Origin of the sequence: Clostridium aquiflavi, assembly GCF_031344075.1 — a bacterium.
GTDB lineage: Bacteria > Bacillota > Clostridia > Clostridiales > Clostridiaceae > Clostridium > Clostridium aquiflavi.
This window is the reverse complement of sequence record NZ_JAVJAN010000001.1, coordinates 95,981-122,092: the sequence shown is the minus strand read 5'-3', so window position 1 is coordinate 122,092 and position 26,112 is coordinate 95,981. Positions and strand designations below refer to the sequence as shown.

General features: G+C 26.5%; 23 protein-coding genes. 20 read left to right on the top strand and 3 right to left on the bottom strand.

From position 1 onward, the window contains the following. Nucleotides 1-146 precede the first annotated feature (146 nt). The 17 genes from RGC78_RS00545 (at nucleotide 147) to RGC78_RS00465 (ending at nucleotide 21,314) form a co-directional block, all read left to right on the top strand. The gene (locus RGC78_RS00545) at nucleotides 147-854 is read left to right on the top strand and encodes a TraX family protein (RefSeq protein ID WP_252214236.1); all 708 of its coding nucleotides are present in this window, start codon (nucleotides 147-149) and stop codon (nucleotides 852-854) included. Nucleotides 855-1,190: 336 nt separating this feature from the next. Then, on the top strand, nucleotides 1,191-1,493 hold the full coding sequence (locus RGC78_RS00540; protein WP_309555740.1) for a YnaG family membrane protein: 303 nt from the start codon (nucleotides 1,191-1,193) through the stop codon (nucleotides 1,491-1,493). Nucleotides 1,494-1,570: 77 nt separating this feature from the next. Further along, on the top strand, nucleotides 1,571-1,846 hold the full coding sequence (locus tag RGC78_RS00535) for a TIGR04104 family putative zinc finger protein (protein WP_309555739.1): 276 nt from the start codon (nucleotides 1,571-1,573) through the stop codon (nucleotides 1,844-1,846). A gap of 52 nt (nucleotides 1,847-1,898) precedes the next feature. After that, complete coding sequence (locus tag RGC78_RS00530; RefSeq protein ID WP_252214234.1) at nucleotides 1,899-2,480, top strand: nucleotidyltransferase family protein; 582 nt, start codon at nucleotides 1,899-1,901, stop codon at nucleotides 2,478-2,480. 138 nt (nucleotides 2,481-2,618) lie between these two features. Beyond that, entirely contained in the window at nucleotides 2,619-3,965 is a 1,347-nt protein-coding gene (locus RGC78_RS00525) for a 6-phospho-beta-glucosidase (protein ID WP_309555738.1), read from the top strand. Between the two features lie 318 nt (nucleotides 3,966-4,283). Next, nucleotides 4,284-7,025, top strand: coding sequence for a sigma-54-dependent transcriptional regulator (locus tag RGC78_RS00520; RefSeq protein WP_309555736.1), 2,742 nt, complete (start codon nucleotides 4,284-4,286; stop codon nucleotides 7,023-7,025). A gap of 299 nt (nucleotides 7,026-7,324) precedes the next feature. Further along, the gene (locus RGC78_RS00515; protein WP_309555735.1) at nucleotides 7,325-7,636 is read left to right on the top strand and encodes a PTS sugar transporter subunit IIB; all 312 of its coding nucleotides are present in this window, start codon (nucleotides 7,325-7,327) and stop codon (nucleotides 7,634-7,636) included. Between the two features lie 22 nt (nucleotides 7,637-7,658). Beyond that, the gene (locus RGC78_RS00510; RefSeq protein WP_252214226.1) at nucleotides 7,659-7,973 is read left to right on the top strand and encodes a PTS sugar transporter subunit IIA; all 315 of its coding nucleotides are present in this window, start codon (nucleotides 7,659-7,661) and stop codon (nucleotides 7,971-7,973) included. Nucleotides 7,974-8,041: 68 nt separating this feature from the next. Beyond that, a complete protein-coding gene (locus RGC78_RS00505; RefSeq protein ID WP_309555734.1) occupies nucleotides 8,042-9,136 on the top strand; it encodes a DUF871 domain-containing protein in 1,095 nt (364 codons plus the stop codon). A 47-nt stretch (nucleotides 9,137-9,183) separates the two neighbouring features. After that, nucleotides 9,184-10,452: a PTS sugar transporter subunit IIC gene (locus RGC78_RS00500; RefSeq protein WP_252214224.1), complete on the top strand. Its 1,269-nt coding sequence runs from the start codon at nucleotides 9,184-9,186 to the stop codon at nucleotides 10,450-10,452. A gap of 290 nt (nucleotides 10,453-10,742) precedes the next feature. Further along, entirely contained in the window at nucleotides 10,743-11,390 is a 648-nt protein-coding gene (locus tag RGC78_RS00495) for a response regulator transcription factor (RefSeq protein ID WP_252214222.1), read from the top strand. Next, complete coding sequence (locus RGC78_RS00490) at nucleotides 11,380-12,753, top strand: sensor histidine kinase (RefSeq protein WP_252214219.1); 1,374 nt, start codon at nucleotides 11,380-11,382, stop codon at nucleotides 12,751-12,753. Before RGC78_RS00495 ends, RGC78_RS00490 begins: the two co-directional genes overlap by 11 nt. 35 nt (nucleotides 12,754-12,788) lie before the next feature. Then, complete coding sequence (locus RGC78_RS00485) at nucleotides 12,789-15,095, top strand: glycoside hydrolase (RefSeq protein ID WP_252214218.1); 2,307 nt, start codon at nucleotides 12,789-12,791, stop codon at nucleotides 15,093-15,095. Between the two features lie 350 nt (nucleotides 15,096-15,445). Next, complete coding sequence (locus RGC78_RS00480; protein WP_252214216.1) at nucleotides 15,446-16,129, top strand: response regulator transcription factor; 684 nt, start codon at nucleotides 15,446-15,448, stop codon at nucleotides 16,127-16,129. Continuing rightward, nucleotides 16,126-17,508, top strand: coding sequence for a sensor histidine kinase (locus RGC78_RS00475; RefSeq protein WP_252214214.1), 1,383 nt, complete (start codon nucleotides 16,126-16,128; stop codon nucleotides 17,506-17,508). Before RGC78_RS00480 ends, RGC78_RS00475 begins: the two co-directional genes overlap by 4 nt. A 200-nt stretch (nucleotides 17,509-17,708) precedes the next feature. Continuing rightward, a complete protein-coding gene (locus RGC78_RS00470) occupies nucleotides 17,709-19,532 on the top strand; it encodes an urease accessory protein UreH domain-containing protein (protein ID WP_252214212.1) in 1,824 nt (607 codons plus the stop codon). Nucleotides 19,533-19,844: 312 nt separating this feature from the next. Next, nucleotides 19,845-21,314 (top strand): MFS transporter, encoded by a 1,470-nt coding sequence (locus RGC78_RS00465; RefSeq protein WP_252214210.1) that lies wholly within the window; start codon nucleotides 19,845-19,847, stop codon nucleotides 21,312-21,314. Between the two features lie 194 nt (nucleotides 21,315-21,508). On the opposite strand, the gene RGC78_RS00460 is transcribed toward RGC78_RS00465, so the two are convergent. From RGC78_RS00460 to RGC78_RS00450, 3 genes are all read right to left on the bottom strand, one after another. Next, entirely contained in the window at nucleotides 21,509-21,718 is a 210-nt protein-coding gene (locus tag RGC78_RS00460; RefSeq protein WP_252214208.1) for a cold-shock protein, read from the bottom strand. Nucleotides 21,719-21,831: 113 nt separating this feature from the next. Further along, nucleotides 21,832-23,169: an MATE family efflux transporter gene (locus tag RGC78_RS00455; RefSeq protein WP_252214206.1), complete on the bottom strand. Its 1,338-nt coding sequence runs from the start codon at nucleotides 23,167-23,169 to the stop codon at nucleotides 21,832-21,834. A 374-nt stretch (nucleotides 23,170-23,543) separates the two neighbouring features. Then, nucleotides 23,544-23,690 carry a hypothetical protein gene (locus RGC78_RS00450; RefSeq protein ID WP_252214204.1) on the bottom strand — a complete coding sequence of 49 codons (147 nt, stop codon included), beginning with the start codon at nucleotides 23,688-23,690 and terminating at the stop codon, nucleotides 23,544-23,546. A gap of 387 nt (nucleotides 23,691-24,077) precedes the next feature. Between RGC78_RS00450 and RGC78_RS00445 the strand changes: the two genes are divergently transcribed. From RGC78_RS00445 to RGC78_RS00435, 3 genes are all read left to right on the top strand, one after another. Further along, the gene (locus RGC78_RS00445; protein ID WP_252226491.1) at nucleotides 24,078-24,257 is read left to right on the top strand and encodes a DUF1858 domain-containing protein; all 180 of its coding nucleotides are present in this window, start codon (nucleotides 24,078-24,080) and stop codon (nucleotides 24,255-24,257) included. Between the two features lie 107 nt (nucleotides 24,258-24,364). After that, nucleotides 24,365-25,012 (top strand): ferredoxin-like domain-containing protein, encoded by a 648-nt coding sequence (locus RGC78_RS00440; RefSeq protein WP_252226493.1) that lies wholly within the window; start codon nucleotides 24,365-24,367, stop codon nucleotides 25,010-25,012. Nucleotides 25,013-25,315: 303 nt separating this feature from the next. After that, the gene (locus RGC78_RS00435) at nucleotides 25,316-26,086 is read left to right on the top strand and encodes a polysaccharide deacetylase family protein (protein WP_252214191.1); all 771 of its coding nucleotides are present in this window, start codon (nucleotides 25,316-25,318) and stop codon (nucleotides 26,084-26,086) included. Nucleotides 26,087-26,112: the final 26 nt, after the last annotated feature.

The window sequence follows — 26,112 nt, the reverse complement described above, 5'->3', positions numbered from 1 at the left end:
TATGAGCAATTAATAGAAATATATGCAGATTTAATAGAAATTTATCTTACAAAAATGTAATGTAAATGAAAGATATTTAAATATGTGATTCTATTAAGTTAGTATAGAATAATTTATGTAGAATATAACAAAGGAGAAGATGATTTATGTTTAACTCATTTCAATTAAAAGTAATAGCTTTAATATTTATGATATTAGATCACATTTATACTTATATGGGACCAGTAAGTGGAGTAAATATTCCTATATGGTTTGGATATTTAGGAAAACTTGCAGCACCAGTATTCTTTTATTTAATAGTAGAAGGATTTTTTAAGACTAAGAGTAGAATTAGTTATATGAAAAGACTATTTGTATTTGGAATTATAATGATTTTTGTTGATATTACATTTAATATCCATAACAATATATTTTTATCATTAGGATTGGCAGTAGCGCTTATGAATATGATAGAGTACACTAAAAAGTGTAAACAAGAAGGTAAGGATTATTGGATTGGAATATTGTGTAGTGTGGTAATTGGAATATTGATGATTTTTACAGAAGCATCTGTATATGGTTTGGGAATGACATTAATATTTTATTTCTTAAAAGAAAAGAAGATATTAATGTCCATAGCATATATACTATTTAGTATATCACCTATTTTATCATCATTAAGTCTTGGAGAATATTTTATGGAATCAATATTTATTTGGGATTATCAATGGATGATGGTATTTTCAATAATATTAATACTTATGTATAATGGAAAATTAGGTTTGCGTAATAAATTTAGTAAATGGATGTTTTATGTAATTTATCCCATTCATCTAATTATTATAGTTTTAATAAGTAGAGGATTGCTATTTTAGATTATGTTTGTATTTTAATATGAAGTTTATAAAATAGGAAATTTAATTTAAAATTCTAAAAATAAATATTAGTTTAATTAAGTTAATACAGATAAAAAAATTCTTTGCTTAATCATTATAAGCAAGGAGTTCTTTTTTTATTATATTAAATTACCACGTGAAAGTTTAATATAAGTAGCATTAAATTTCATAATTATTACTCCTAAATATAAATTTAATCTTTTGCTAAATTATAACACAAACAGATAAATATGTTATAATTTAACAAAAGATATTATAATATAGAAGAATTAGATGTAATATTAAAGAATTTAAGATAGATAGGGGGAAACTTATATGAAAAATAAAACTTCAACATTAAATATAGGCAATAAACTAGGGGATGTTTCTCTTGGAATTCCTATAATTGTTTTTATGTTCATTCTTAATTGGCTTTTTTATATAACAGCATATCAAAAATTTGAAGGTATGCCATTAATGCTAGCTCCATATATATGCTCAATAGGAGTTATTTTAGCATTAATTTCAAGAAAGCTTTCAGATAATAAACTATGGAAGATAGGTATTATTTTTAATATACTTTTAATTATAGCTCCATTTTTGTATTGGCATTTAGGAACTTTAATTTTTGGCGTTTAATATTTAAATTTTAATTGTATTTTTAGGTATTTATCTAAGGAGACTGGATTGAATTAAGAAATTTTTAGGAGCGTTATATGAGAAATAGATGTGAATACTGTAGTCATAAATTTAAATACAGAGAAGTAATAAAATCAGTGTGGGCAATTAAAGAATATAAAAATATAAAATGTGAAGAATGTTTAACTGAATATAAGTTGACATGGTATTCTAATTTATTAATTAATGTATTAGTTACAGCACCAGTACTTGTAACAAATTTAATAGGTTCTAAAATATTAATTTTATATGTACTATGGCTAATTATTATGATTTTAATAACTCCATTATTTTGCACATATAAAAAAATATGATTGATACAAACAAGAAGAAATTAAGATAAAAAATAAACTTATGAGGTGGACAATGATTTTTAAGACTTTAAGTTACATAGGAGAAAAATTAAATGATAGTGGAGTAGTGTGGGCTGTAGGAGCATCTATTTTATTAAATAGTTATGGACTTGCAGATCATCCTAATGATATTGATGTTTTAGTAGACACAAATGATATTGAAAGAGTCGATAAAATTTTAAAAAGTATTGGAGAAAAGAAAGAAAGAAAAGAGTCCAAGACATATTCTACAAAATACTTTTATGAATATGTTGTGAATGGAATTGATATTGATGTCATGGCTGGATTAAACATTAACTATAATGGTGGAGTATTTAAATATACTTTTGATAATAAGTCAATTTCAGAATTTAAGAATATAAATGGAGTAAATATACCATTAACTTCTTTAGAGGATTGGTATGTTATATATCAGTTAATTCCAAATAGAGAGAAAAAAGTGAATTTTATAGAGGACTATCTAATATCAAATGGAATAAAAAATAAGGGATTATTAGAAAGAACGTTAAAGTGTGAATTGCCTGATGAAGTTAGAAATAAAATTAAAAAAACATTAATTTTAATAATACATACAGTTTTACTAAAAGATTGCTGAATTTAATGAATGATTAAAAATATACCTTACAAAATATTTTAAACAAATAGTAGTATTTTATGTTTTAAAATGCTAATTCAGCAATTGTGTAAACATATTCATATTGTTTAACAAATAATTTTTATGGAGGTTAAAAATATGGATAAAAAAGAAATAAAAATAGTTACTATTGGAGGGGGTTCAAGTTATACTCCTGAATTAATTGAAGGATTTATAAAGCGTAGTAATGAACTTCCAATTAAAGAAATTTGGCTTGTAGATATTGAAGATGGAAAAGAAAAGTTAGAAATTGTTGGTGCTATGGCTAAAAGAATGGTTAAGGCAGCTAAATTAAATTGGAAAATTAATTTAACTTTAAATAGAAGAGAGGCATTAAAGGATGCTGACTTTGTAACAACTCAATTTAGAGTAGGCCTTTTGGATGCGAGAATAAAGGATGAAAGAATTCCTTTAAGTCATGGACTAATAGGACAAGAAACAAATGGTGCAGGTGGTATGTTTAAAGCCTTTAGGACAATTCCAGTTATTTTAGAAATAATTGAAGATATAAAAGAATTATGTCCAAATGCATGGCTTATAAATTTTACAAATCCAGCAGGTATGATAACTGAAGCAGCTATTAAATATGGAGAATGGAATAAAACTATAGGATTATGTAATGTTCCAATCAATTGTATAAAACAAGATAGTAAAGCATTAGAACTTGAAGAAGAAGATTTATTTTTTAAGTTTGGAGGAATAAATCATTTTCACTATCATAGGGTATGGGATAGTTGTGGAAATGAAAGAACAAAAGAATTAATAGAATTATTATATAATCCAATTAATGAGGATTCAAATAATGAAGCGGTAGTAGCAAATATTAAAGAATCAAAATTTATATATGAACAAATAAAAGATTTAGGATTATTACCGTGTCCATACCATAATTACTATTATGCTACAGATGATATGCTAAATGAAGAACTGGAAGGTTTTTCAAAGGGAGAAACAAGAGCTGAGGTTGTTAAAAAAACAGAAGAGGAATTGTTTGAATTATACAAAGATGTTAATTTAGATTATAAACCAGAACAATTAACTAAAAGAGGTGGAGCTTATTATAGCGATTCAGCATGTGAAGTTATAAGTTCAATATTTAACGATAAAAGAAATATTATGGTGGTGAGCACTTTAAACAAAGGAGCAATTATAGATCTTCCATATGATTCTGTTGCAGAAGTTTCAAGTATAATAACATCACATGGTCCAGAACCAATATGTTTTGGACAATTAGATGCATCATCAAGGGGAATGCTTCAATTAATGAAATCTATGGAACAAGAAACCATTTTAGCAGCAATTAGTGGTGATTATAATAAAGCATTACAAGCTTTTATAATAAATCCATTAGTTCCAAGTGGTAATGTTGCAAAGACAGTATTAGATGAATTACTTTTAGCACATAAAAAGTATTTACCTCAATTTAAAGGAGACGCTATACTTTAAGAACTAGTGGTATTTTAGTACAAGCATAATTATTATATTTAGATAGAGCTTATAAAAACTAATGGTTATAAATTTGTTATCAATGAGTCTGTAAGGATTATGTATAGTACAGAGCATAGTTAGATTGTATAAAAGCTTATAGATAACATGTTTTGTTTAATTGACAATGAAAAACTATTCAGAATAAAAAACATTTTGAATAGTTTTTTATGTATGAAGTCAAGTATTTTGTTCAATTTTGTGTATTAATATAGGGATTATATTAAAATAAAGTCTAATATTAAGAAACTAACTTTTATATAGGAAGGGGGGATTATAATGGTTAACATAACTAGAAAAGAAGAGGTTATGAAAAAACTACTAGAGCTTGAAAGTAAAAGTGAAAAAGGAGTAACAGCTACTCAATTAAGTTTATATATGAAATTAGATCGTACTAATGTAAGTAGATATCTAAATGAACTGTATAAAGATAAAAGATTGGATAAAAAGGATGGAAGACCAGTTGTATATAGTAGTATAAAAATAAAACAAAATAATAATTTAAGCGAAAATAGTAAAGAGCGAACAGTTAATAAAAAAGATAGTTTAGAGATGCTTGTTGGTTCAAAACATTCACTAAAATTGCCAATACAACAAGCAAAAGCAGCTATATTATATCCACCTAGAGGACTTCACACTTTAATATTAGGTGAAACTGGTGTTGGAAAATCATTATTTGCTGAAGTTATGTATTACTTTGCAAAAGAGTCTAATATGATATTGAATGATGCACCATTTGTCAGGTTTAATTGTGCAGATTATGCTGATAACCCTCAATTAGTTATTGGGCAAATATTTGGAATAAAAAAAGGAGCATTTACTGGTGCTGATAGTGATAAAGAAGGTTTATTAAAAAAAGCAGATGGTGGAATATTTTTCTTGGATGAGATACATAGATTGTCTCCACAAGGACAAGAAATGCTATTTACTTTTATTGATAAAGGATATTTTAGAGCTTTAGGTGATACAGAAAAGAAAATAAGAGCAGAAGTACAAATTATAGCAGCAACCACAGAATCACCTGAATCATTTTTATTAAAGACATTTACTAGAAGAATTCCAATGACAATAGTATTACCACCACTTAGAGAGAGAATGCTAGAAGAAAGATATAGGCTGTTAAGTGAATTTATAATAGCGGAATCATTAAGACTTGGTAAAAGTATATATGTAAGTAAAAATTCAATAATATCCTTTTTGCTATATGATTGTCCTAACAATATAGGACAATTAAAAAGTGATGTTCAACTTTCGTGTGCTAAGGCATTTTTAAATTATAAAATAAATAAGAGCAATTATATTTTAGTAGATCAAAAAGAATTACAGCCTAGAGTTCAAAAAGGAATAATGAAAATTCAAGAACATAGGGAAGAAATAGAGGTTATAGTTAAAAATATTACTGATATTTTAAGATTTTCAAGTAAAGATAATTTTCAAAGAAATTTTGAATTAGAATTTGGTGAATCTAATAATGTTAAAAATAAGAGCTTTTATTCAATTATAGAAAATAAGGTAGAATTATTAAAGAATCAAGGAATTGATGAAGAAAGTATTAATAATATTTTAAATATTGATTTTGAAGAGTATTTTAAAAAGTATATAAATACAATAAATACAAATTTAAAAAAAGAAGAAATTTCTAAGATTGTTGGATTAAAAATAATAAGAGTTGTTGAAAATATGTTATCTATAGCTTCTAAAAGATTAAACAGAGAATTTAATCAAAGAGTTTATTTTGGACTTTCACTACATTTACAAGGGAGTATTGAGAGAATTACTTGTGGAAAAAAGATATATCATCCTAAACTTAATATTATTAGAGTTCAATATAGAGAAGAATTCAATGTAGCCATGGAGATAGTTAAAATTATTGAAAAAGAATTTAATGTAGATGTTCCTTTAGATGAGATTGGATATGTAACTATGTTTTTATCTGCATGTGATGATGAAGTTAATGAATACGTAGAAGAAAAAGTTAGTGTCCTTGTTATGATGCATGGAAGAAGTACGGCCAGCAGCATTACTGAAGTAGCTAATATACTTATAGGGGAAGAATATATACAATCATTAGATATGCCGTTAACAATGAAGGCAGAGGTTATGTTTAAAAAGGCTAAAGAAAAAATTAAAGAAATGAATACTAAAAAAGGATTATTAATATTGGTGGATATGGGATCATTGATTAATTTTGGAAGTATCATTAGTGATGAATTAGGTATTAAAGTTAAGACAGTGGACATGGTAACAACATTAACTGTTATAGAGGCAGGAAGGAAAGCAATAAATGGAAGAAGTTTAGATTCTATTTATAGTTCATGTCAAGAAATAGGAAGAACTTCAATACAAATGTCTAAGGAATATTATAGCCACCATAAAGAATTTATAATAATTACAACTTGTTTTACAGGAGAAGGTGCAGCGGAAAGAATAAAAACAAGAATAAGTTGTAGTTTGAAAAACATAGAAAAGGTTAGCATTATTTCTATTGATATATTAGATAAAGAAGATTTCTTAAAAAAGGTAAGTACATTGAAAGAAAAATATATAATATTAGCTGTGGTTGGAACTGTAAATATATTTATTGAAGGAGTACCATTTGTATCTGCACAGGATGTTTTTATGGAATATGGAGTAAAGCAATTAGATGATTTAATTGAAATAGAGAGTAATTTCTTAAAAGTAAGAAAAGCATTAGAAAATGAAATAACAGAAATTAATTGTATGGCTTTAATTAGTGACATTAGAAATATTATAAGAGATATAGAAGAAAGTTTGAATGTTAAAATTCAACATGATATACAAATTGGAATTCTAATTCATATAAGCTTTCTTATAGACAAACTAAAACATGGAATGAATCAGACTAAGTTTAATGAATTAGAAGAATATAGATACAAGTATTTAAAGGAGTTTTTGATTATTAGAAAAAGTTTAGGCATTTTAGAAAATAATTATAATATTGAAATTGGTGATGATGAATTAGCTTATATAGTTAGAATGGTTGTAGAAAATATAGTGTAAATATTAGTTATAACTTAACTGTAGATTGTGATATAAGGAGTTAACTTTATATAGAGTGTAAAAATAAGAAAGTGTGTAATTGATTTTACACACTTTTTTTGAGATTTTTACAATATGAGAATAGACTATAAACATAGGAAAAACATGATTTTAAAGAAAAATTTCTTTAATATAAATTTTGGCATGGTTATTGCTTAGTATATAGGTGTAAGGTAAAAATAATAAACAAGAATGAATATGTTTTAAAACTGTAATATAAAACTGTAACATAAAACTGTAAATTTAAAGGAGGATTTTAAGTGAAAAAGATATTGTTAGTTTGTTGTGCAGGAATGTCTACTAGTTTATTAGTTTCAAAAATGCAAGCAGCAGCAAAAGAGAAGGGAATTGAATGTAGTATAGAAGCAACAGGAGAAGCACAAGTTAAAGATCATATAGATGATATTGATATTTTATTATTAGGGCCACAAGTTAGATTTTTATTAAAACAATTTCAAAAAAGCCTAGCTGATAAGAATGTGCCAGTAGAAGTTATAAACACTATTGATTATGGAACAATGAATGGAAAGAAAGTACTAGCAAGGGCTTTAGAACTTATAGATAATAAATAATCAAAAAAAGGGGAGAAACTATATGGAAGAAATAATAATGAATCTTATAGTTCATAGTGGGGAAGTTAGAAGTTATTCAATGGAAGCAATTCAATGTGCTAAAAAGGGAGATTTAAATAAAGCTAGGGAATTGATAGAAAAAGCTGATGAAGAAATGTCAAAAGCTCATAATGTTCAATCATCTTTAATACAAAAAGAAGCTGGTGGAGAAAAAATAGAGGTGTCATTGCTTATGGTACATGCTCAAGATCATTTGATGACAAGCATGACAGTAAAATCTCTTGCTATTGAATTCATAGATATGTATGAGAAATTTGATGATAAGCTAAATAAGTAATAAAGTTAATTAGATGAAGAAGTATCTCCAACAATAGGAGCTTATTATATGGAATGGGGGATGAAAGAATGATAGGACTCGGGATTTCAGTTTATCCTAATCATGCAGATATAAATGAAATTGTGAAGTATATACATTTAGCTGGCAAATATGGATTTAAAAGAATCTTTACATGCTTAATTTCTGTAGCTGATAAAAACACTGAAGATGTAATTAGTGATTTCAAAACTATGTTATGTGCAGCTAAAGAAGAAAATATGGAGGTGATTGCAGATTTAGATCCAAGTGTATTTAAAAGTTTAGGGGCATCTATATATGACCTAAAAGTGTTTAAAGATATTGGATTAGATGGAATAAGGCTAGACTTAGGCTTTAGTGGATTAGAGGAATTTATCATGAGTTTTAATGAGTATGGATTAAAAATAGAACTTAATATGAGCAATGGGACTAAGTATATAGATAATATTTTATCTTACAAATCCAATATTGATAATCTATATGGATGTCATAATTTCTATCCTCATAAATATACAGGTCTTTCACTTGAACATTTTATTAAGTGTTCAAAACAATTTAAGGAACTTGGATTAAGAACAGCCGCCTTTGTAAATTCTAAAGAAGCCAAGTATGGACCTTGGCCTGTATCAGAAGGGTTATGTACTTTAGAAATGCATAGAAACTTACCAATAGATGTACAAGCTAAACATTTTTTAGCAACAGGACTTATAGATGATGTAATAATAGCAAATTCTTTTGCATCAGAACAGGAATTAAAGATATTAAGTGAAATAAATAAAGAAAAATTAATGCTTAATATTGAATTTGATGAAACTGCAACAGAACTTGATAAAAAGATAGTTCTTGAAGAATTTCATTACAATAGAGGTGATGTATCAGAATACATGATAAGGTCTACGCAAAGTAGAGTTAAATATAAAGATAAGCGCTTTCCAGCAGTTAATACTCCAAATATAAAAAGAGGAGATTTATTAATAGATTCGGATTTATACACTAGATATGCAGGTGAACTTCAAGTTGCATTAAAGGATATGAAAAATAGTGGAAAAACAAATGTGGTTGGAAAGGTAGTTGATGAAGAAGTATTTTTATTAAATTATATAGAACCTTGGACAAGTTTTTGTTTTAGAGAAGTAAAAGGTTAAAAGTTATAAGAATAAAAAAATATACCTAAGTAAGGAGGAAAAGGTCTATGAAAAAATTTTTTGATTGGATGGAAGAGCATTTTGTACCTATCGCAGCTAAAATAGGTGCTCAAAGGCATTTAGTAGCAATACGTGATGGGTTTGCAACAATAACACCATTAATTATGGCAGGAGCATTTGCAGTATTATTTAATAATTTAGGTTTTAAATGGTATCAAAACTTTCTGGATTGGCTATTACCAGTGGGATGGAAAGCTTGGGGTGTAGCTATTTCTAATGGTTCTTTTGGTGTTATGTCAATATTAATAGTATTTACAATATCTTATCATTTGGCAAAAGGATATGATAAGGATCCATTAGCAGCAGGTATATTATCATTAGGATCTGCAATGCTTTTATATGCAACAAATGCTGAAGGTGCATTACCATTTACTTTCTTAGGAGCTCAAGGACTATTTATATCTATAATAGTAGCATTAGTTGTTACAGAAATTTTTGTTAAGTTATCAGGAAATCCTAAATTAATTATAAAGATGCCCGAGGGAGTTCCACCAGCAGTTTCTAAATCTTTTGCAGCTTTATTGCCATCAATTATAGTTTTAGCTTTAACAGCTGGAGTTAAGGAATTATTAATAGTTATAAATATACCAGATGTTCATCAGGCATTATTCTTAGCACTACAAAAACCACTACAAGGTGTTGCAGGTAGTTTAGGTGGAGTATTACTTATAATTTTTGTATCTCAATTACTATGGTTCTTTGGATTACATGGTTCTAATATACTTGCACCAATTATAAATGCGCTACTACTTCCATTGCTTGTTTTAAATACAGAAGCAATTAATTCAGGAGTAGAACCAAAATATATTGTAAGTAGTCAATTTTTAGATTCATATGTAAATATGGGTGGATCAGGAGCTACTATTGCATTAATTATAGCGATATATATTTTAGGAAAGAAATCAGGATCTCAACAAAAGATGATTGCAAATTTAAGCTTAGCACCAGGATGTTTTAATATTAATGAACCAATAATTTTTGGTATGCCAATAATATTAAATCCAATGTACTTTATTCCATTTATGTTAGCACCATTAGTATCTGCATTAACAGCATATGGTTTAACAGCAATACACTTTGTACCAAAAGTTTCAATTATGGCAGGATGGACAACACCTCCAATTTTAGGTGCAATATTCTCTACTAACTCAATTAGGGGTGGAGTTACAGCTCTTATTTGTTTAGTTATTAGTGTATTAATATATCTTCCATTTGTTTATGTAGCAGGAAGACAAGAACTAAAAAATAACCAATAAATTTATTAAAGCTTTATCCTACTAATTATATAGTAGTTTAATATCATATAAATTATCCTCTCAAAATTAGCCCATTTTATAAAACAATTTATTTACAAAAAGCACTTCAGAATGTTTTTCTGAGGTGCTAATTTTTTTATTATTTAGGAAATTATATTATTGAAAAATTTGTAGATAACTTAAATTATAATTTTATTTTAAGGATAAGGATTAAAACCTAAATAATATTATTTCTTTATTTAATAGGATATAATTAATGTATATGATGCACAAAAAAGGAGCGGTATAGATTGAATATATTGATTGCAGATGATGAAAAGCAGATGCTTAAAATACTAGAAGCTTATTTTAAAAGAGAAGGATTTAATACTTTTGTGGCAGAAGATGGTGAAATGGCATTAGAAATATTTCATTCAAATAAGATAGATATAGCAGTGTTAGATTGGATGATGCCTAAAATTAGTGGAATAGAAGCTTGCAGATATATAAAGGAAAACAGTACTGCAAAGGTACTAATATTAACTGCAAAATCTCAAAATGATGATGAAATAGAAGCATTAAATTGTGGGGCAGATGAATATGTAAAAAAACCATTTGATCCAAGAATACTTTTATTAAGAGCTAAAAAACTTGTGAATTTTAATGAAAAAATGATAGTTAATGGTATTAAATTAAATATTAATGAACAAAAAGTATATAAAAATGATGAAATTTTAAAACTAACTAAAATAGAATATGATCTTCTTTTAGTTTTTATGAAAAATAAAGGTATTATCTTATCGAGAGATAAACTTATAGATTTAGTGTGGGGAATTGATTATATTGGAGATTATAGAACAGTGGATACTCATATAAGGCGATTAAGGGCAAAAATAGGAGAAGATAATATAAAAACATATAGAGGAATAGGTTATAGTTTGGAGGTTGATGAAAATTAAGATAAGCAGAAAGCTTACTGTTAGCATAGCTTCAGTTGTGATTATAGTTTTAATAATTTCTATATTAATAAACTTATTCTTTGTGGGAAAATATTATATATTTGAAAAACGTAAAATTTTAAATAGTGTAGAAAATCAAATATTAACAGAAGACATAGATGTACTAATTGATGATATACCTAAAATAGAACAAGAAAACAGTGTTGTCATCGTATATGGAGACTTAAATGATAATTTGAATAATATAAATGAAAATTTAATTTCAAATTTTAATTTAAAGAAGGTTAAATTAAATAAATTTTGGGTTACTGAAGAAACACTAAATAATATAAATAATAGAAGCATTAATAAGATATATGATCAAGGCGTACCTAAATATAGGATGTTAACAAAATTTGTAAAGAAAGATTCATATATATTTGCAATAGGATTATCCATCCCTTATATTGATGAGACTATAAGCAGTGTAAATAAATTCAACATATACTTAAATATGTTATCTATAATTATAATTATTATATTATGCGCCATAATATCAAAAAAAATAATAAATCCATTAGAGCATCTTAAAAAATTATCTAGGGATATTTCTGAGTTGAATTTTAGAAAAGAAGAAATACATACTAATGATGAAATAGAAGAACTTGCAATAAGTATAAATAGCATGAGTGAAAGTCTAGAGAAAGCTCATAGTGAAATTAATATAAAAAATAAAAGATTGAAGGAATTAATTTCAGATATATCTCATGAATTAAAAACACCTTTAGCTTTGATTAAAGTATACAGTCAGGGATTAGAAGATGGATTAGATGACGGTACATATATAAATACAATACAAGAGCAAATTGATGAAATGGATTATTTAATAGAAAAATTATTATTTTGGGCAAAATTAGAAAATAAACTAAGGAATAATTCAACTTTTGACATAGGAAAAAATATTAAAGATATAATAAAAAAATATCAGCTTATTCTTAAAGAAAGTGATATAAAACTATATTTAAATTTTGATGAAAAGAAAGAATATATCATATATGCTGATGAAGAAGATATTGAGGTAGTATTAAATAATTTTATTACTAATGCTATAAAATATACTAGCAATAATAGTATTGAAATAAAATTATTAGAAACTTTAGGGAAAGTAGAATTTTTCATATCAAATGGTATAGAAGACAGAGAAAAATATAATTTAAATGAAATATGGCAACCTTTCTGTGTATTAGAAAAATCAAGGAATAAAAACATATCGGGAACAGGGTTAGGTTTATCAATAATAAAAAGTATATTAGAAAAATATAACTTTGATTTTGGATTTAATTTAAAAGGTGATAGTATTGAGTTTTATGTAACATTCATGTAACATTCTTAAGCTATTTTGTTTAAGAGGTGATAATAATGAAAAGAGTAATATCTTTAATACTAGCGGTATCATGCGCTACAACAGTTTTAATGGGATGCATAAACAAAGATAAAATTAATAATAAGCTTTATTCAAAGGTAGAAGATTTAGATTTTACTTTTAAAGTAGATCCAGAAACATTTAAGGTTGAAGTTGAATCAAATGGAGTGAATGAAATAGTTTCAGAACCATTAGAAAATATGAAGGTATCTGATCTGAAAAATAATGGTGATGAAGTGTCATGGAAATACGATGAGAAAAATTTAAATGTTGATGTTAAAAAACAAAATAATTACTTAGATATTTCTATAAAATCTACTAAAGATGAGGAGAATAAATTTTCTTGGCCTAATGTAAGCGGAGAAAGCTATATGCTTCCACTAAATCAGGGTAAGTATATTCCAAGCAATGATTTAGTTTGGAAAGAGTATTTAAATGAATCTGAAATGAAAGTTATAGAATCTTTTTCAATGCAGTTTTTTGCAGCAAGTAAGAAAGATTATTCGTTATTATATATAATTAAAAATCCATATAACAACAATATTACTTTTGATACTAAAGAAAATATAAAGTTTACATTTAATCATGAATACCCATCTATAAATAAAAATAAAGAATATGGTTTTAGAGTCTACTTAACTAAAAATAGTCCTGTAGATATCGCTAAAACATATAAAAATTATTTAATTGAAAATGATAACTTTAAAACATTAGAAGAGAAAGCTAAAGAAAATAAAAATATTGAAAAACTATATGGAGCACCACATGCGTATTTTTGGGACAGAAATGTTATATCAGAAGAAAATATTAAGTGGAATAGATTAAGAGAAAATATGCCTCAAAATATAAAACTTTGGATACAAAATTTATTGAATACAAAAGTTTTAGATGGGGGTGAGCTTGCAACAGCTTTTGATGAATTTCAAAAGTTAGATTATACAGATAAGTATACTAAAAATAGAATGCTTAAAGGTTTTAATGAAATATTGCAATTAAAAGAGTTCTATAATTCTGAAATTTTCACTAATTTAGATAATGAAAGCAAAGTTTTAGTAGACAAAGGTATTGATAACTTAAATTCAGTAGAACTTATAAATTTAAATAAAAGATTGTTAAAAAGTGTACTATCAGATGATTTAGTACCTATTGAAAAATGGTCTGATGCTAACACTGTTGATGTAATAGAAGATATGAAAAATTCAGGGTTAGATAATATGTGGCTTGGACTAGATGATTGGCAAGAAGGTTTTATAAAGCCTGAACTTGTGGAAAGTGCAAATAAAGCAGGATATTTAATAGGAACTTATGACTCATATCATTCAATTCACAAACCAGGGGAAGAACAATGGATAACAGCTAAATTTAATGATAAATCTCTTTTTGAGGAAGCTACTGTAGCCAAAAAGGATGGAAAGAAAATTGAAGGATTCCAAGGTGTAGGAAGAAAGTTAAATCCAACTTTAGCAATGCCTAGTGTAAAGGAAAGAGTAACATCAATTTTAAATACAGGATTACAATTTAATTCATGGTTCCTAGATACAGATGGAACTGGAGAAATTTTTGATGATTATTCATCAAATCATATTACAACTGAAGAAGAAGATATAAAAGCAAGACTTGAAAGAATGGATTATCTTCAAAAAGAGTACAACATGGTAGTTGGTACTGAAGGTGGAAATGATTTTGCAAGCAAAAATATAGCTTTTGCACAGGGAATAGAAACACCATCATTTTCTTGGATGGATAAGGATATGAATAAAAATAAAGATAGTGAATATTATGTTGGCAGATATTATTCCAATACTAATGGCGTACCAGAAATGTTCTCAAAACAAATTCCATTAAAGGACAAATATAAAAAAATATTTTTAGATACAACTTATACTATTCCATTATATAAATTAGTTTATAATGATTCAGTTATAACAACACATTGGTGGGGATGGGGAACACTAAAAATAAAAGATGAGATAGAAAATAGAATGTTATATGAAGTCCTTTATAATGTACCACCATTATATCATTTAGATAAAAATGAATGGGTAGAGCACAAAGAAATAATAATTAAACATAGCAAAGTTTGGTCAGATTTTAGTAAAAAAGTAATAAATAAAGAAATGACTGATTACAAAATATTATCAGATGATAAATTGGTTCAAATGACTCAATATGAAGATGGTATAAAAGTAGTGTGTAATTTCTCAAATAATGAAGTAAATGCTGAAGGAGAAAAAATACCAGCAAAATCTCTTATAATAATAGATGGTAATGATAAAGTTATATATACACCGCAAGGTGAATAATATAAAGCTCAAATATTTAATTAAGTAATATTATTATTTTAGAGGGGTTATTTATGTTTAATTTTATTAAGCATAAGTAGCTCCTTTTTACTCTATTGTTCTACAGGTATTTTTCTATTTACCTAAGAACTATAACTGCTAATAAGATCTTAAATGTATTTACATATATTATAGAGTAAAGTATTGTAGCTTAATATAGGAAAATCGTTAAAGAGGTGAATGTATTTGATACTCAAACAATTGAGTTATTCATTGGCAAAGGAATTTATATGTAATATATATCATTTACATATAAAATTTATAAGTTTATGATAATGTAATATTAATAAAAACTTTATGGAGTGATAGTAATGAATAACATTTTAATAATTGAAGATGAAAAAAGTGTATCAGAAGTTTTAAAGGCATACCTAGAAAAAGAAGGATATGGAGTGTATTCTACAGAAAATGGACTAGATGGAATTGAAATTTTTAGAAAAGAAAAAATTGATCTTGTTATTTTAGATTTAATGCTACCAGATATAGATGGAGAGGAAGTTTGTAAAATACTTAGAAGAATATCAGATGTATATATTTTTATGTTAACTGCTAAGAGTACATTAAGTGATAAAATTGAGGGGTTAAATATTGGTGCAGATGAGTATTTAACAAAACCATTGAGTCCAAGAGAACTTACTGCACGTGTAAATGCTTTGTTTAGAAGAATTGGTGAAAGTAATGATAATATTCTTTTTCTTGATGATGGTAAATTAACAATAGATAATGAAAAAAGAGTAGTTAAATTAAATATGCAAGAAGTAAGTTTAACTCCAAATGAGTTTGATATATTATATGTTTTAGCTTCAAACAAAGGAAAAGTATTTTCAAGAGAAGCTATAATAGAAAGAGTATTCGGTATTGATTTTGATGGCTCAGATAGAATTATTGATGTACACATTAAGAATCTACGTAAAAAGATTGAAGAAGACAGTAAATCTCCAAGATACATAATTACTGTTACCAAAATTGGTTATAAGTTTGGTGATGAAATATGAAACAAAATGTTAGAGAACGCTTAAGTTTTATTTTAATTTTTTGTTCCATAGTTTCAGTACTTTTATCAGCTTTAATTATAAATATGACAATAACAAACACTTTTAATAAATACATGAAGGATATACAAACTAAAAGAAACACAAGATTGGTAGAATATTTTCAACAAGTTTATAGAAGTGATGGTAATTGGAATAAAACTTCAGGGGAAGAAATGATGCACGAAGCATATATGAGTAATTATTGTTTAACTCTTTTAGATGAAAATAAAAAAGTTGTTTGGCAGATGAATCATGAGGATATACAATATAAAAATCATATGACAATAAACGGTAAAGAAGAAACAGGAATTTATACTTCTAACACTTTTGATATAAATGTTAATGAAAAAACAGTGGGATATATTATAGTTGGTCAATACTCACCTGTTTTACTTTCTCAAGAAGATCTAAGTTTTAAGGGACAGATTAATAAGGGGATTGTATTTAGTGGTATATTAACTTTAGTAATAGTAGCAGTTATAAGTTTAATTTTATCAAAGCAATTTTCTGAACCTATAAAATCAGTTGCAAAAACTTCTGTAAGTTTATCAAAAGGAAATTATAACTCAAAATCAAATATAAAAAGTAGCATTGAAGAAATTAGAAACTTAACTGAGAGCATAAATTCTTTAGGTGATAAGTTAAATAGTCAAGATTTACTAAGAAAGAGGCTTATTGCAGATATATCTCATGAAATAAGAACTCCTTTAAATGTACTTCAGAATAATTTAGAAGCAATGATAGATGGCATTATACCTATAACTATTGATAAGCTCATTAACTTAAATGATGAAGTAGTGAGATTTGGTAAGCTTTTAAATAACTTAAATGAACTAAAACAAATTGAATCTGATGAAATAGCACTCAATTTAGGTTTAGTTAATATAGAGCAACTACTTTTAACAGTAATAGACGACTTTTCAATTGCAGCAACAAAAAAAAATATAGAATTACTTATAAATGAAGATGAAAGCAAAAATCTTATAGTATTAGGTGATTATGATAAATTAAAACAAGTATTTATAAATCTTATTTCTAATGCAATTAAATTTAATTATGTAAATGGAACTGTATGGGTTAATGTTAATAGTGATATAAATTTTGTTAGAATTGAAATTAAGGACAATGGTATTGGTATTAAAAAAGAAGACTTGCCATATGTTTTTGAAAGGATGTATCGTGGAGATAAGAGTAGACACAAAATTGAAGGTAACGGAGTTGGTCTTACGATTGTAAAGAAAATACTAACATTGCATGCTGCAACTATTGATGTAGAAAGTAAAGAAAATATAGGAACTAAATTTATAGTATGTATAAAGAAAAATAATGAAATCACATAGTAAATTATAAAATAGTATAATATCAGTAGAAAAATATAAATTTTATTTTAGTAGTTATCAAAAATAGCACAGAAAAAATCTGTGCTATTTTTAATATAAACATAAAATCTTCATAACTTTTTATTATAATTCATTTCATAAGATGGAATTTTAATTAAAACATATTGGTGAAATAAAAATTATATAAGAGGTGAGATAGTATGACTATTAAAAGAGAAATAATTAAAGTTTATAATATGACATGTACTTCATGTGAAAGTAGAATAGAAAAAGCATTAAAGAAGGTTGATGGCGTTGTAAATGTAATGGCTAGTTATAGTTCTCAGCAAGTAATTGTTGAATATGATAACGTACTTTGTACTAAAGAACAATTAAATGAAGCTATTAATAAAGCAGGGTATAGTACTAAAAATTCAAGCACTATTAAAATTACAGGTTTTTTAGTTGTAGCTGCAGCTGTTTTACTCCTTGGTAATTCAACAACCGGCTTTGATATGAGTGCTAAGCTAAACAATGCATCTTATGTAGTATTATTTATTGTCGGCATGCTTACTTCTATCCATTGTGTTGGTATGTGCGGGGGTATAATGCTTACACAAAGCTTATCTAAAAATAGTATTGTAAATGAAAAGCAGAATAAATTTAAAATTTTAATGCCTTCAATTCTATATAATGCGGGAAGAGTAACATCATATACCATCATAGGTGGTATTGTAGGGGCTTTAGGTTCTGTATTATCCTTATCACTTAATGTAAAAGCTGGACTTCAAATATTTGCAGGATTATTTATGGTAATAATGGGATTAAATATGACTGGTTTCTCTTTATTTAGAAAATTTAATATTAAATTGCCATGGTCTTCATGCAATATAAAAAATAAATCTAAATCATCATTTTTAGTTGGTATGTTAAATGGATTAATGCCTTGTGGACCACTTCAAACAATGCAGCTTTATGCATTAGGTACTGGCAGTGCTATAACTGGAGCTATATCAATGTTTTTGTTTTCTTTAGGAACAGTTCCTTTGATGCTAGCATTTGGAGCTATATCAGGTTTCTTAAGTAAGGGTTATACAAAACAACTTTTAAAGTTTAGTGGAATTTTAGTGGTAATACTTGGATTAATAATGGGGAACAGAGGGTTAGCACTTGCAGGTGTTGGAATGCCTAATGTTAACACATTAGCACAAAATTTTTCAGGAACTGAAGTTAGAGCATCACAATCTAATATAGGCAAAGCAACCATTGAAAATGGAGTTCAAGTAATTAGGATGACAGCTGATAATAGTGGTTATACTCCTAATGCCTTTTATGTTCAAAGAGGTATACCTGTTAAATGGATTATTACAGGAAGTCAAATAAATTCTTGTAATAATGCAATAGTAGTTCCATCTTTAAATATACAAAAAACTTTAAAGTCTGGTGAAAATATAATAGAATTTACTCCAAATGATGGTGACATAAACTTTAGCTGCTGGATGGGAATGATTAGAGGGGTAATAAAAGTAACAGATAATCTTGATTCTGTAGACACTTCTAAGAAAGATTCATCAGTTCCAGCTCCAAGTAGTGGAATGAGTTGCTGTACTGGTGGAACAACAGAGTCTACAGCTCAACAAAAAACAAGTATATATGGTGATGATTTAAGCAAAGTTTCTACTGATAGATTAATTAAAAAAGCTAATATTTCAGGAGATATACAAAGTCTAAATATTAAGGGAACAGGTTATGACTTTGAACCACTTGCAATAGTATTACAAAATGGAATAAAAACAAAACTATCTATAGATCTTAACTCATTTGATAATCCCAATGGTAATTTTATAATATTAAATGTAGATAGTGGTGAGCAGGTAACTTCATTTATAGGCAAAAAAGATATTGTAAATGTTGAATTTAAGATAGACAAAATAGGAACTTATGTTATTTTCAAAGATAATATAGCAGAAGTTGCAATTGAAGTAACTGATTCATTAGAAAATGTTAATTTAAAAGAAGTTCGTGGTAAATATATAAACGAATAAGTTAATTGGTGATAATAATAATCCTACTCATATATAAGTGTTGAGTGTACTGTAAAAAGATATATAAAGAAATCTATACATTAAAACGTAATTACTATTTAAATGAATTTTTAATATAAATTAAATAAATTGATTAAATAAATAATATTATCAAAGAATTACAATTAAGCTAATGATATTAAAGTGTCATTGGCTTTGAGCTACTATTTTTTTTCATATGTCTTATGTTATAATTTTTAGTGGAAATAATATCTTTATGGTATGTATTAAATAAACTAAAGAATAAAATGAGGAAGGGGATACAAATTAAGTATGACTAAAACTGAAAAAAGTAATATAAGCAAAAATAATTGGATAATCCTTGCCATAGTAGTTATGTCACCATTTATGGCATGTCTTGATAGTAGCATAATAAATGTAGCACTACCTGTTATGGCAAAGGATCTTTCAACATCTATGGCTGGTATACAGCAAGTGGTTACAACATATCTTATAGTGATTTCTGCAACTATACTTATATTTGGAAGATTAGGGGATATAAAAGGAAAAACAAGTGTATTTAAATATGGATTTATAATATTTGTTTTAGGTTCTTTATTATGCGGAATATCAACTACGCTTAATTTTTTAACATTTTCAAGAATTGTTCAAGGAATAGGTGCAGCTATGACTATGTCCACAAGTCAAGGAATTATAACACATACGTTTCCAAAGAATGAAAGAGGAAGAGCACTTGGAATCTCTGGAACCTTTGTAGCACTTGGAACTTTACTTGGACCACCTTTAGGAGGATTAATAATATCGATAGTAAGCTGGGAGTACATATTTTTAATAAATGTTCCAATAGGAACATTAGCTTTTATAGCAGCAATGAAATATTTACCTAAGGATAAAATAAACATAAATACAAAGCAAACTTTAGATTATAAGGGAGCCTTACTTTTTCTTATATGCATAGTTTCATTATTTGAGGGACTACTTACAGGACAAAAGATTGGCTATAATCATATAACAGTAATTCTATCATTTATAATAGCTTTAGTTAGTTTTATTATATTTATTATATTAGAATTAAGAATAGAAGATCCACTTGTAGATTTATCAATATTTAAAAATAGAGTTTTTTCTATCAATGTATTTTGTGCTTTTTTATCATTTGTAGGAATTAGTTGTATAAATATAATACAACCTTTTTACCTTCAAGATGTATTGGAATTATCGCCAGGCACAACAGGGTTTATTATGATGGGTTATCCTATTGTTTTAACTGTTATAGCTCCATTAAGTGGATATTTAGCAGATAAAATAGGAAGTAAGATACTTACTTTAAGTGGTCTTATTATAAGTTCTATAGGTTTATTTGCTATGACAACTTTAAACGAGCAATCATCATTTCTAATAATTATTAGTGTTATATCTATAGTAGCTTTAGGTAATGGAATTTTCCAATCTCCTAATAATACTTTAGTAATGTCTTCAGTTGAAAAAAGTAAACTGGGAATAGCTGGTGGAATAAATGCTCTTATTAGAAATTTAGGATTTGTTTTCGGAGTTTCATTTTCAACTACTGTATTGTATAACAGAATGAGTTATAAAATAGGATATAGAGTATTGGGTTATGTTGAAGGCAGAGGAGATGTATTTATATATGGCATGAGGTGGGTATATTTTCTTGCAGCAATAGGATGCATTATTGGATTTATAATATCTTTAATTGATAAATTGCAGATAAGGAATATTCAAAAAAGTAATGAATCTAAAATTACTGAACAGTCTATATAGGTATCATCAAATGATTATGTAATTGGTTGACGAAGATTATATCTCATAAAAACTCCTTCTTGTAATGATTTGTTATCATAATTATTACCAAGAAGGAGTTCATTTTTTGAGTTTACACAAAATTATTTACAGAGCTATCTACCCTTATAGATATATCAACATTCTACAAAAACAGAGCCAAGTCTTAAAGTAATTTATAATTTTTGTATATTTGTTGCCATGGGACCTTTTTCACCATCTTGTATATCAAAAGTTACACTTTCACCCTCATGTAGGTCTTTTTCAGGACCATTTTCTTTAATTTGTGAGTGATGTGCAAAAACGTCATCTCCCTCATCACATGAAATAAAACCATATCCTTTTTCAGCATTGAACCATTTAACTGTGCCTGTTCTACTAGCCATAAACTATCTCTCCTTCTTAAATAAAGTTTTCAATATTAGTATTTGCTTAAAATTTATTTTTATTATTTTATATATAGAAATAGTTTGTCCATTTGGAAAGTATCAAGAATTTGCTAAATATCAGTTACTTCGTTATTTTGAGCAATTGTTATGCCTGAATGTCTTAATAAAATTATAGCTATTAAAGTAGTTACAGCTTCAACACTTGGAAATACAAGCCATACACCAGTTAAGCCCAAAAATGATGATAGTATAAGCACTAGTGGAATAATAGCAATAAAGCCTCTTATTAAGGAGATAATAAATGCTACTTTAGAACTTTCAATAGAATTTAAAAATGAAATTATAACAATATTAATTCCAACAAAGATAAATCCAATAAAATATAGTGAAAGTCCTGTTGTTGCATAAGTCTTTAATAGAGAGTTATTTTCACTATTAAAAAGTGAAATTAATTCATTTGAAAATAGATTGATTGTAAAATAAATTATCACTGAAATTATAAGTGATAAAGTAATTGAATATTTTAATAGTTGTTTTAGCTGTAGAAAATTTTTGTTACCATAGCTATTACTAATAAGAGGTTGCACTCCTTGAGCTATTCCAGTAAATATACCTATTGCTACAAGAGCTAAATTGGCTATAATTCCATAAGCTGCAACACCTATATTACCTGCAATATTTAAAATGACAATATTAAATGTTATAAGCACAATTCCAGAGGATATCTCTGTTACAAATGAAGAAAGTCCAAGATTAATGATATTTTTAAATATTGTTAAATCAAATTTACATTTTTTAATGGAAAAATTATTTTTATTTTTAACAAAATGTAATGATAATAATACTATACTAATTATTGGAGCAAGTCCTGTTGCAAAGGCTGCTCCGAACATTCCTAAGTTTAGTGGGAATATAAAAATATAATCAAGAATAATATTAGAAAGGCTTCCAAGGATCATTCCTCCCATTGCAAGTTTTGGGGAATTATCATTACGTATAAAAGCAATTAAAACATTATTCAAAATAAAACATGGTGAAAACAAAAATATAGTTTTCAGGTAAGTGTTTGTCATAGCAAATGTTTCTTTATTTGCACCTAGAAATTTACTTAAGGATTCAGAACCTAAGATCCCAGTAAGGGCAAAAATAATTCCAATAACAATACCTAAGATTATACAATGAGTAAAAACTTCATTTGCTTTGCTATGTTCACTTTGAGTCTTTAGTATTGTAAATTTTGTAGCACCACCAATACCTATCATTAGTCCAGTAGCGTGAATAAAGCTGTATACAGAAATAGCAAGATTAAGGGCTGCTAGTCCATTTGTACCAAGTCCATTTGAAATAAAATAGGTATCAGCAAGTATATAGCAAGAAAGACCGATCATTCCAATAACATTTAAAGTTATAAATTTCATAAATTTTAAATATAAAAAATTTTTTTTCATAAATTAACCCCTCCAAATAAAAAAACATTCGAATTTTCATACCTTCAATGGCCTAATGGTATGAAATACGAATGTTTGTAAAAGCATTTTTACCCGGCGGCAAAAATCAAACAATATAATTAATTGTTTTTAGTATAGTACAGGTTGGGATATTTTTCAATAGATCAGGATTAATTTTATTTTTATATCTTTATAAATAGAAAAGATATATATTAGATGGATTTAGGAGGATTTTAAGTTTATCATGCAAATTTAGAAAAGAGATTTTTCACAGGATATTAAATTATCCTATGAAAAATCTTAAACTTATAAATATATCTCTAGATATCAAACGAAAAGCCAGTAAAATTAGTGATTAAAAATTTGTATAAAATTTATTTGTAAGTTGTACGAGGGGAGGGTTCATTATCACCATAAGGACTTTCTTCATGACTTTTATTATCTACATTTTTAGCATATTTAGATGATGCAGGATCAGAATTAGCAATGTTGTTGTTTGAGTAAAGAGTTTTCTTTTTCATATAAATCCTCCTTCTATAATTTGCTCATAATATTTTATAGAAAAATGTTACGATATTAGCTTATCCATAATTATTAAAATTATACGTTTTATAAGTGTTAATATGGACTAATTTGAGTTAAAAGACTTAAGAAGAGTAAAGTAAAAAAAGCTCAAATATAAAATATTGTGTAACATATGTTACTTAATTTATATAGACTTTATTATATAATTATTTACATAGAATAAGTAATTTAAATGCTACGAAGTAAAATATAGAATATTTAAAAATGTATTGTATTTTAAATTAAGAGTATTAGATATTAATGTATTGCAAAATATAAATAAGAATATACGAATTAAAAATAAAAACAAATCACATAAATTTAATATGAAGAGGAGAAAAATTATGATAACTAAAGATATGACAATAGGAGAAATAATAAGAATAAAAGAAAATGCACCAGAAATTTTAATGAGTTTTGGAATGGGATGTATTGGATGTCCATCAGCACAATCAGAAAGCCTTGAAGATGCAGCTAATGTTCATGGATTAAATCTTGAAGATTTGCTAAAAGCACTTAATTAATATTAAATATATCATTATACCTATTATGTTTATAGGAATATGTTTTAAAGATATAGTGTAGCAAATAATATAACTAAATTAGATATGGGAAAGTAAGGAGTGAGAGTATGGATTATGGGAACCTTCAAAAAATAAGAAATGGAAAGAGAACATACAGTATAACTCCACATATACCAGGTGGATTTGTAACTATAGAAACTATGCAAAAAATAATAGATGTAGCTAAAAAATATAGAGGTGTATTAAAAATAACATCAGGACAAAGAATATTAATAACAAATTTAGAAAAAGAAGATTTACCTAAGATATGGGAAGAACTTGGCATGGAACCTGCTGTAAAAAGCGCTAATTCTGTTAAAAATGTTGAGATGTGTCCTGCTGGTTTTTGTAAAAGAGAAAAATATAATACTATTGGAATAGGAATGAAACTTTCTAAAAAGTATACTTGGATGGAAATGCCTTGTAGAACTAAAATTGGAGTTGCAGGATGTAGGAATGCTTGTGGAAGTGTGTATAGCAAAGATGTTGGGGTAATTGCAGACAAAACTGGATTTATAGTATGTGCAGGTGGATCAGCAGGGTATAATCCAAGAATTGCAGATGTTATTGTAAAAGATGTGAGTGAAGAAGAAGCATTAAAAATAGTAGATAACATATTTGATTATTATAAGGAAAATGCAGAAGCAGGAGAAAAGCTGGGATTCTTTATAGAAAGAATAGGACTAGAAAAGTTTAAAGAAGAAGTTAATATTTAAATTTAATTTATTATTCAAAGATATGCAATTTTTATAATTGTATATCTTTTTTTGATGCAAAAATTTTAGGCCACATAGTTCAAGGTAATAAGGAAGATTTATAGTACATTATGCAAATAATATTGAATATTTATCTTAATTGTTAATTGATGTTAAAAATTACTACAAATAAAAACTATTAAAAAGTTAATGATAATATATAGTGAATTTTATAATTAATAAAATTAATTTACAAAAAATATTATAAATAAATTGTTTTATGATTTAATTTAATACACTAAATATAACAAGGAGGAAAAGAAATTGAAAAATAAGTGGAAGTATTTTTTGCTCATTGCTATAAACATACTTCTTATCATTTCTATATTTGAACAAAATTTTAGAAGTATTTCTACAGGAGCTAACATAGATAGTACTAATGTTAATTCAAATGAAGAAACCAATAATTATAAGAAGAAAATAATATATCTTACTTTTGATGATGGGCCTAGTTATAAAGTAACAGAAAGAGTCTTAAATGTGTTAAAAGAAAAAGATGTTAAAGCAACTTTTTTTCTAATTGGTAATCAAATTGAAGGCAAAGAAGATATTGTAAAAAGGATTAATGATGAAGGTCATGGTATAGGTCTTCACACATATAGTCATAAGTATAAATGTATTTATTGCAACGAGGACAATTTTATAAAAGAAATGATTGAATGTCGTAATGAAATAAATAAAGTGGTTGGAGTTTCACCTAACATAATTAGATTTCCAGGCGGAAGTTATAAACATTTAAGCAAAAGTTATTTGAAAAAATTACATGATAATAATTTTAAAATATATGATTGGAATTTAGATACTGAAGATGGTCTAAATCCAAAACTTCCACCATGCAAATTATATAGAAAAGCTATAAACGAAAGTGAAAATTTATCAACTATAATACTGCTTATGCACTGTACAGATCTACAAAAGAATACTTGTACAGCTTTACCAGAAATAATAGATTATTATAAATCAAAAGGGTATGAATTTAGAACTATAGAAGAGGATACACCAGAAATATATTTTAAAATAAGAAAAAATAATTAATTAAAATGCCGTACTATAAAATAAAT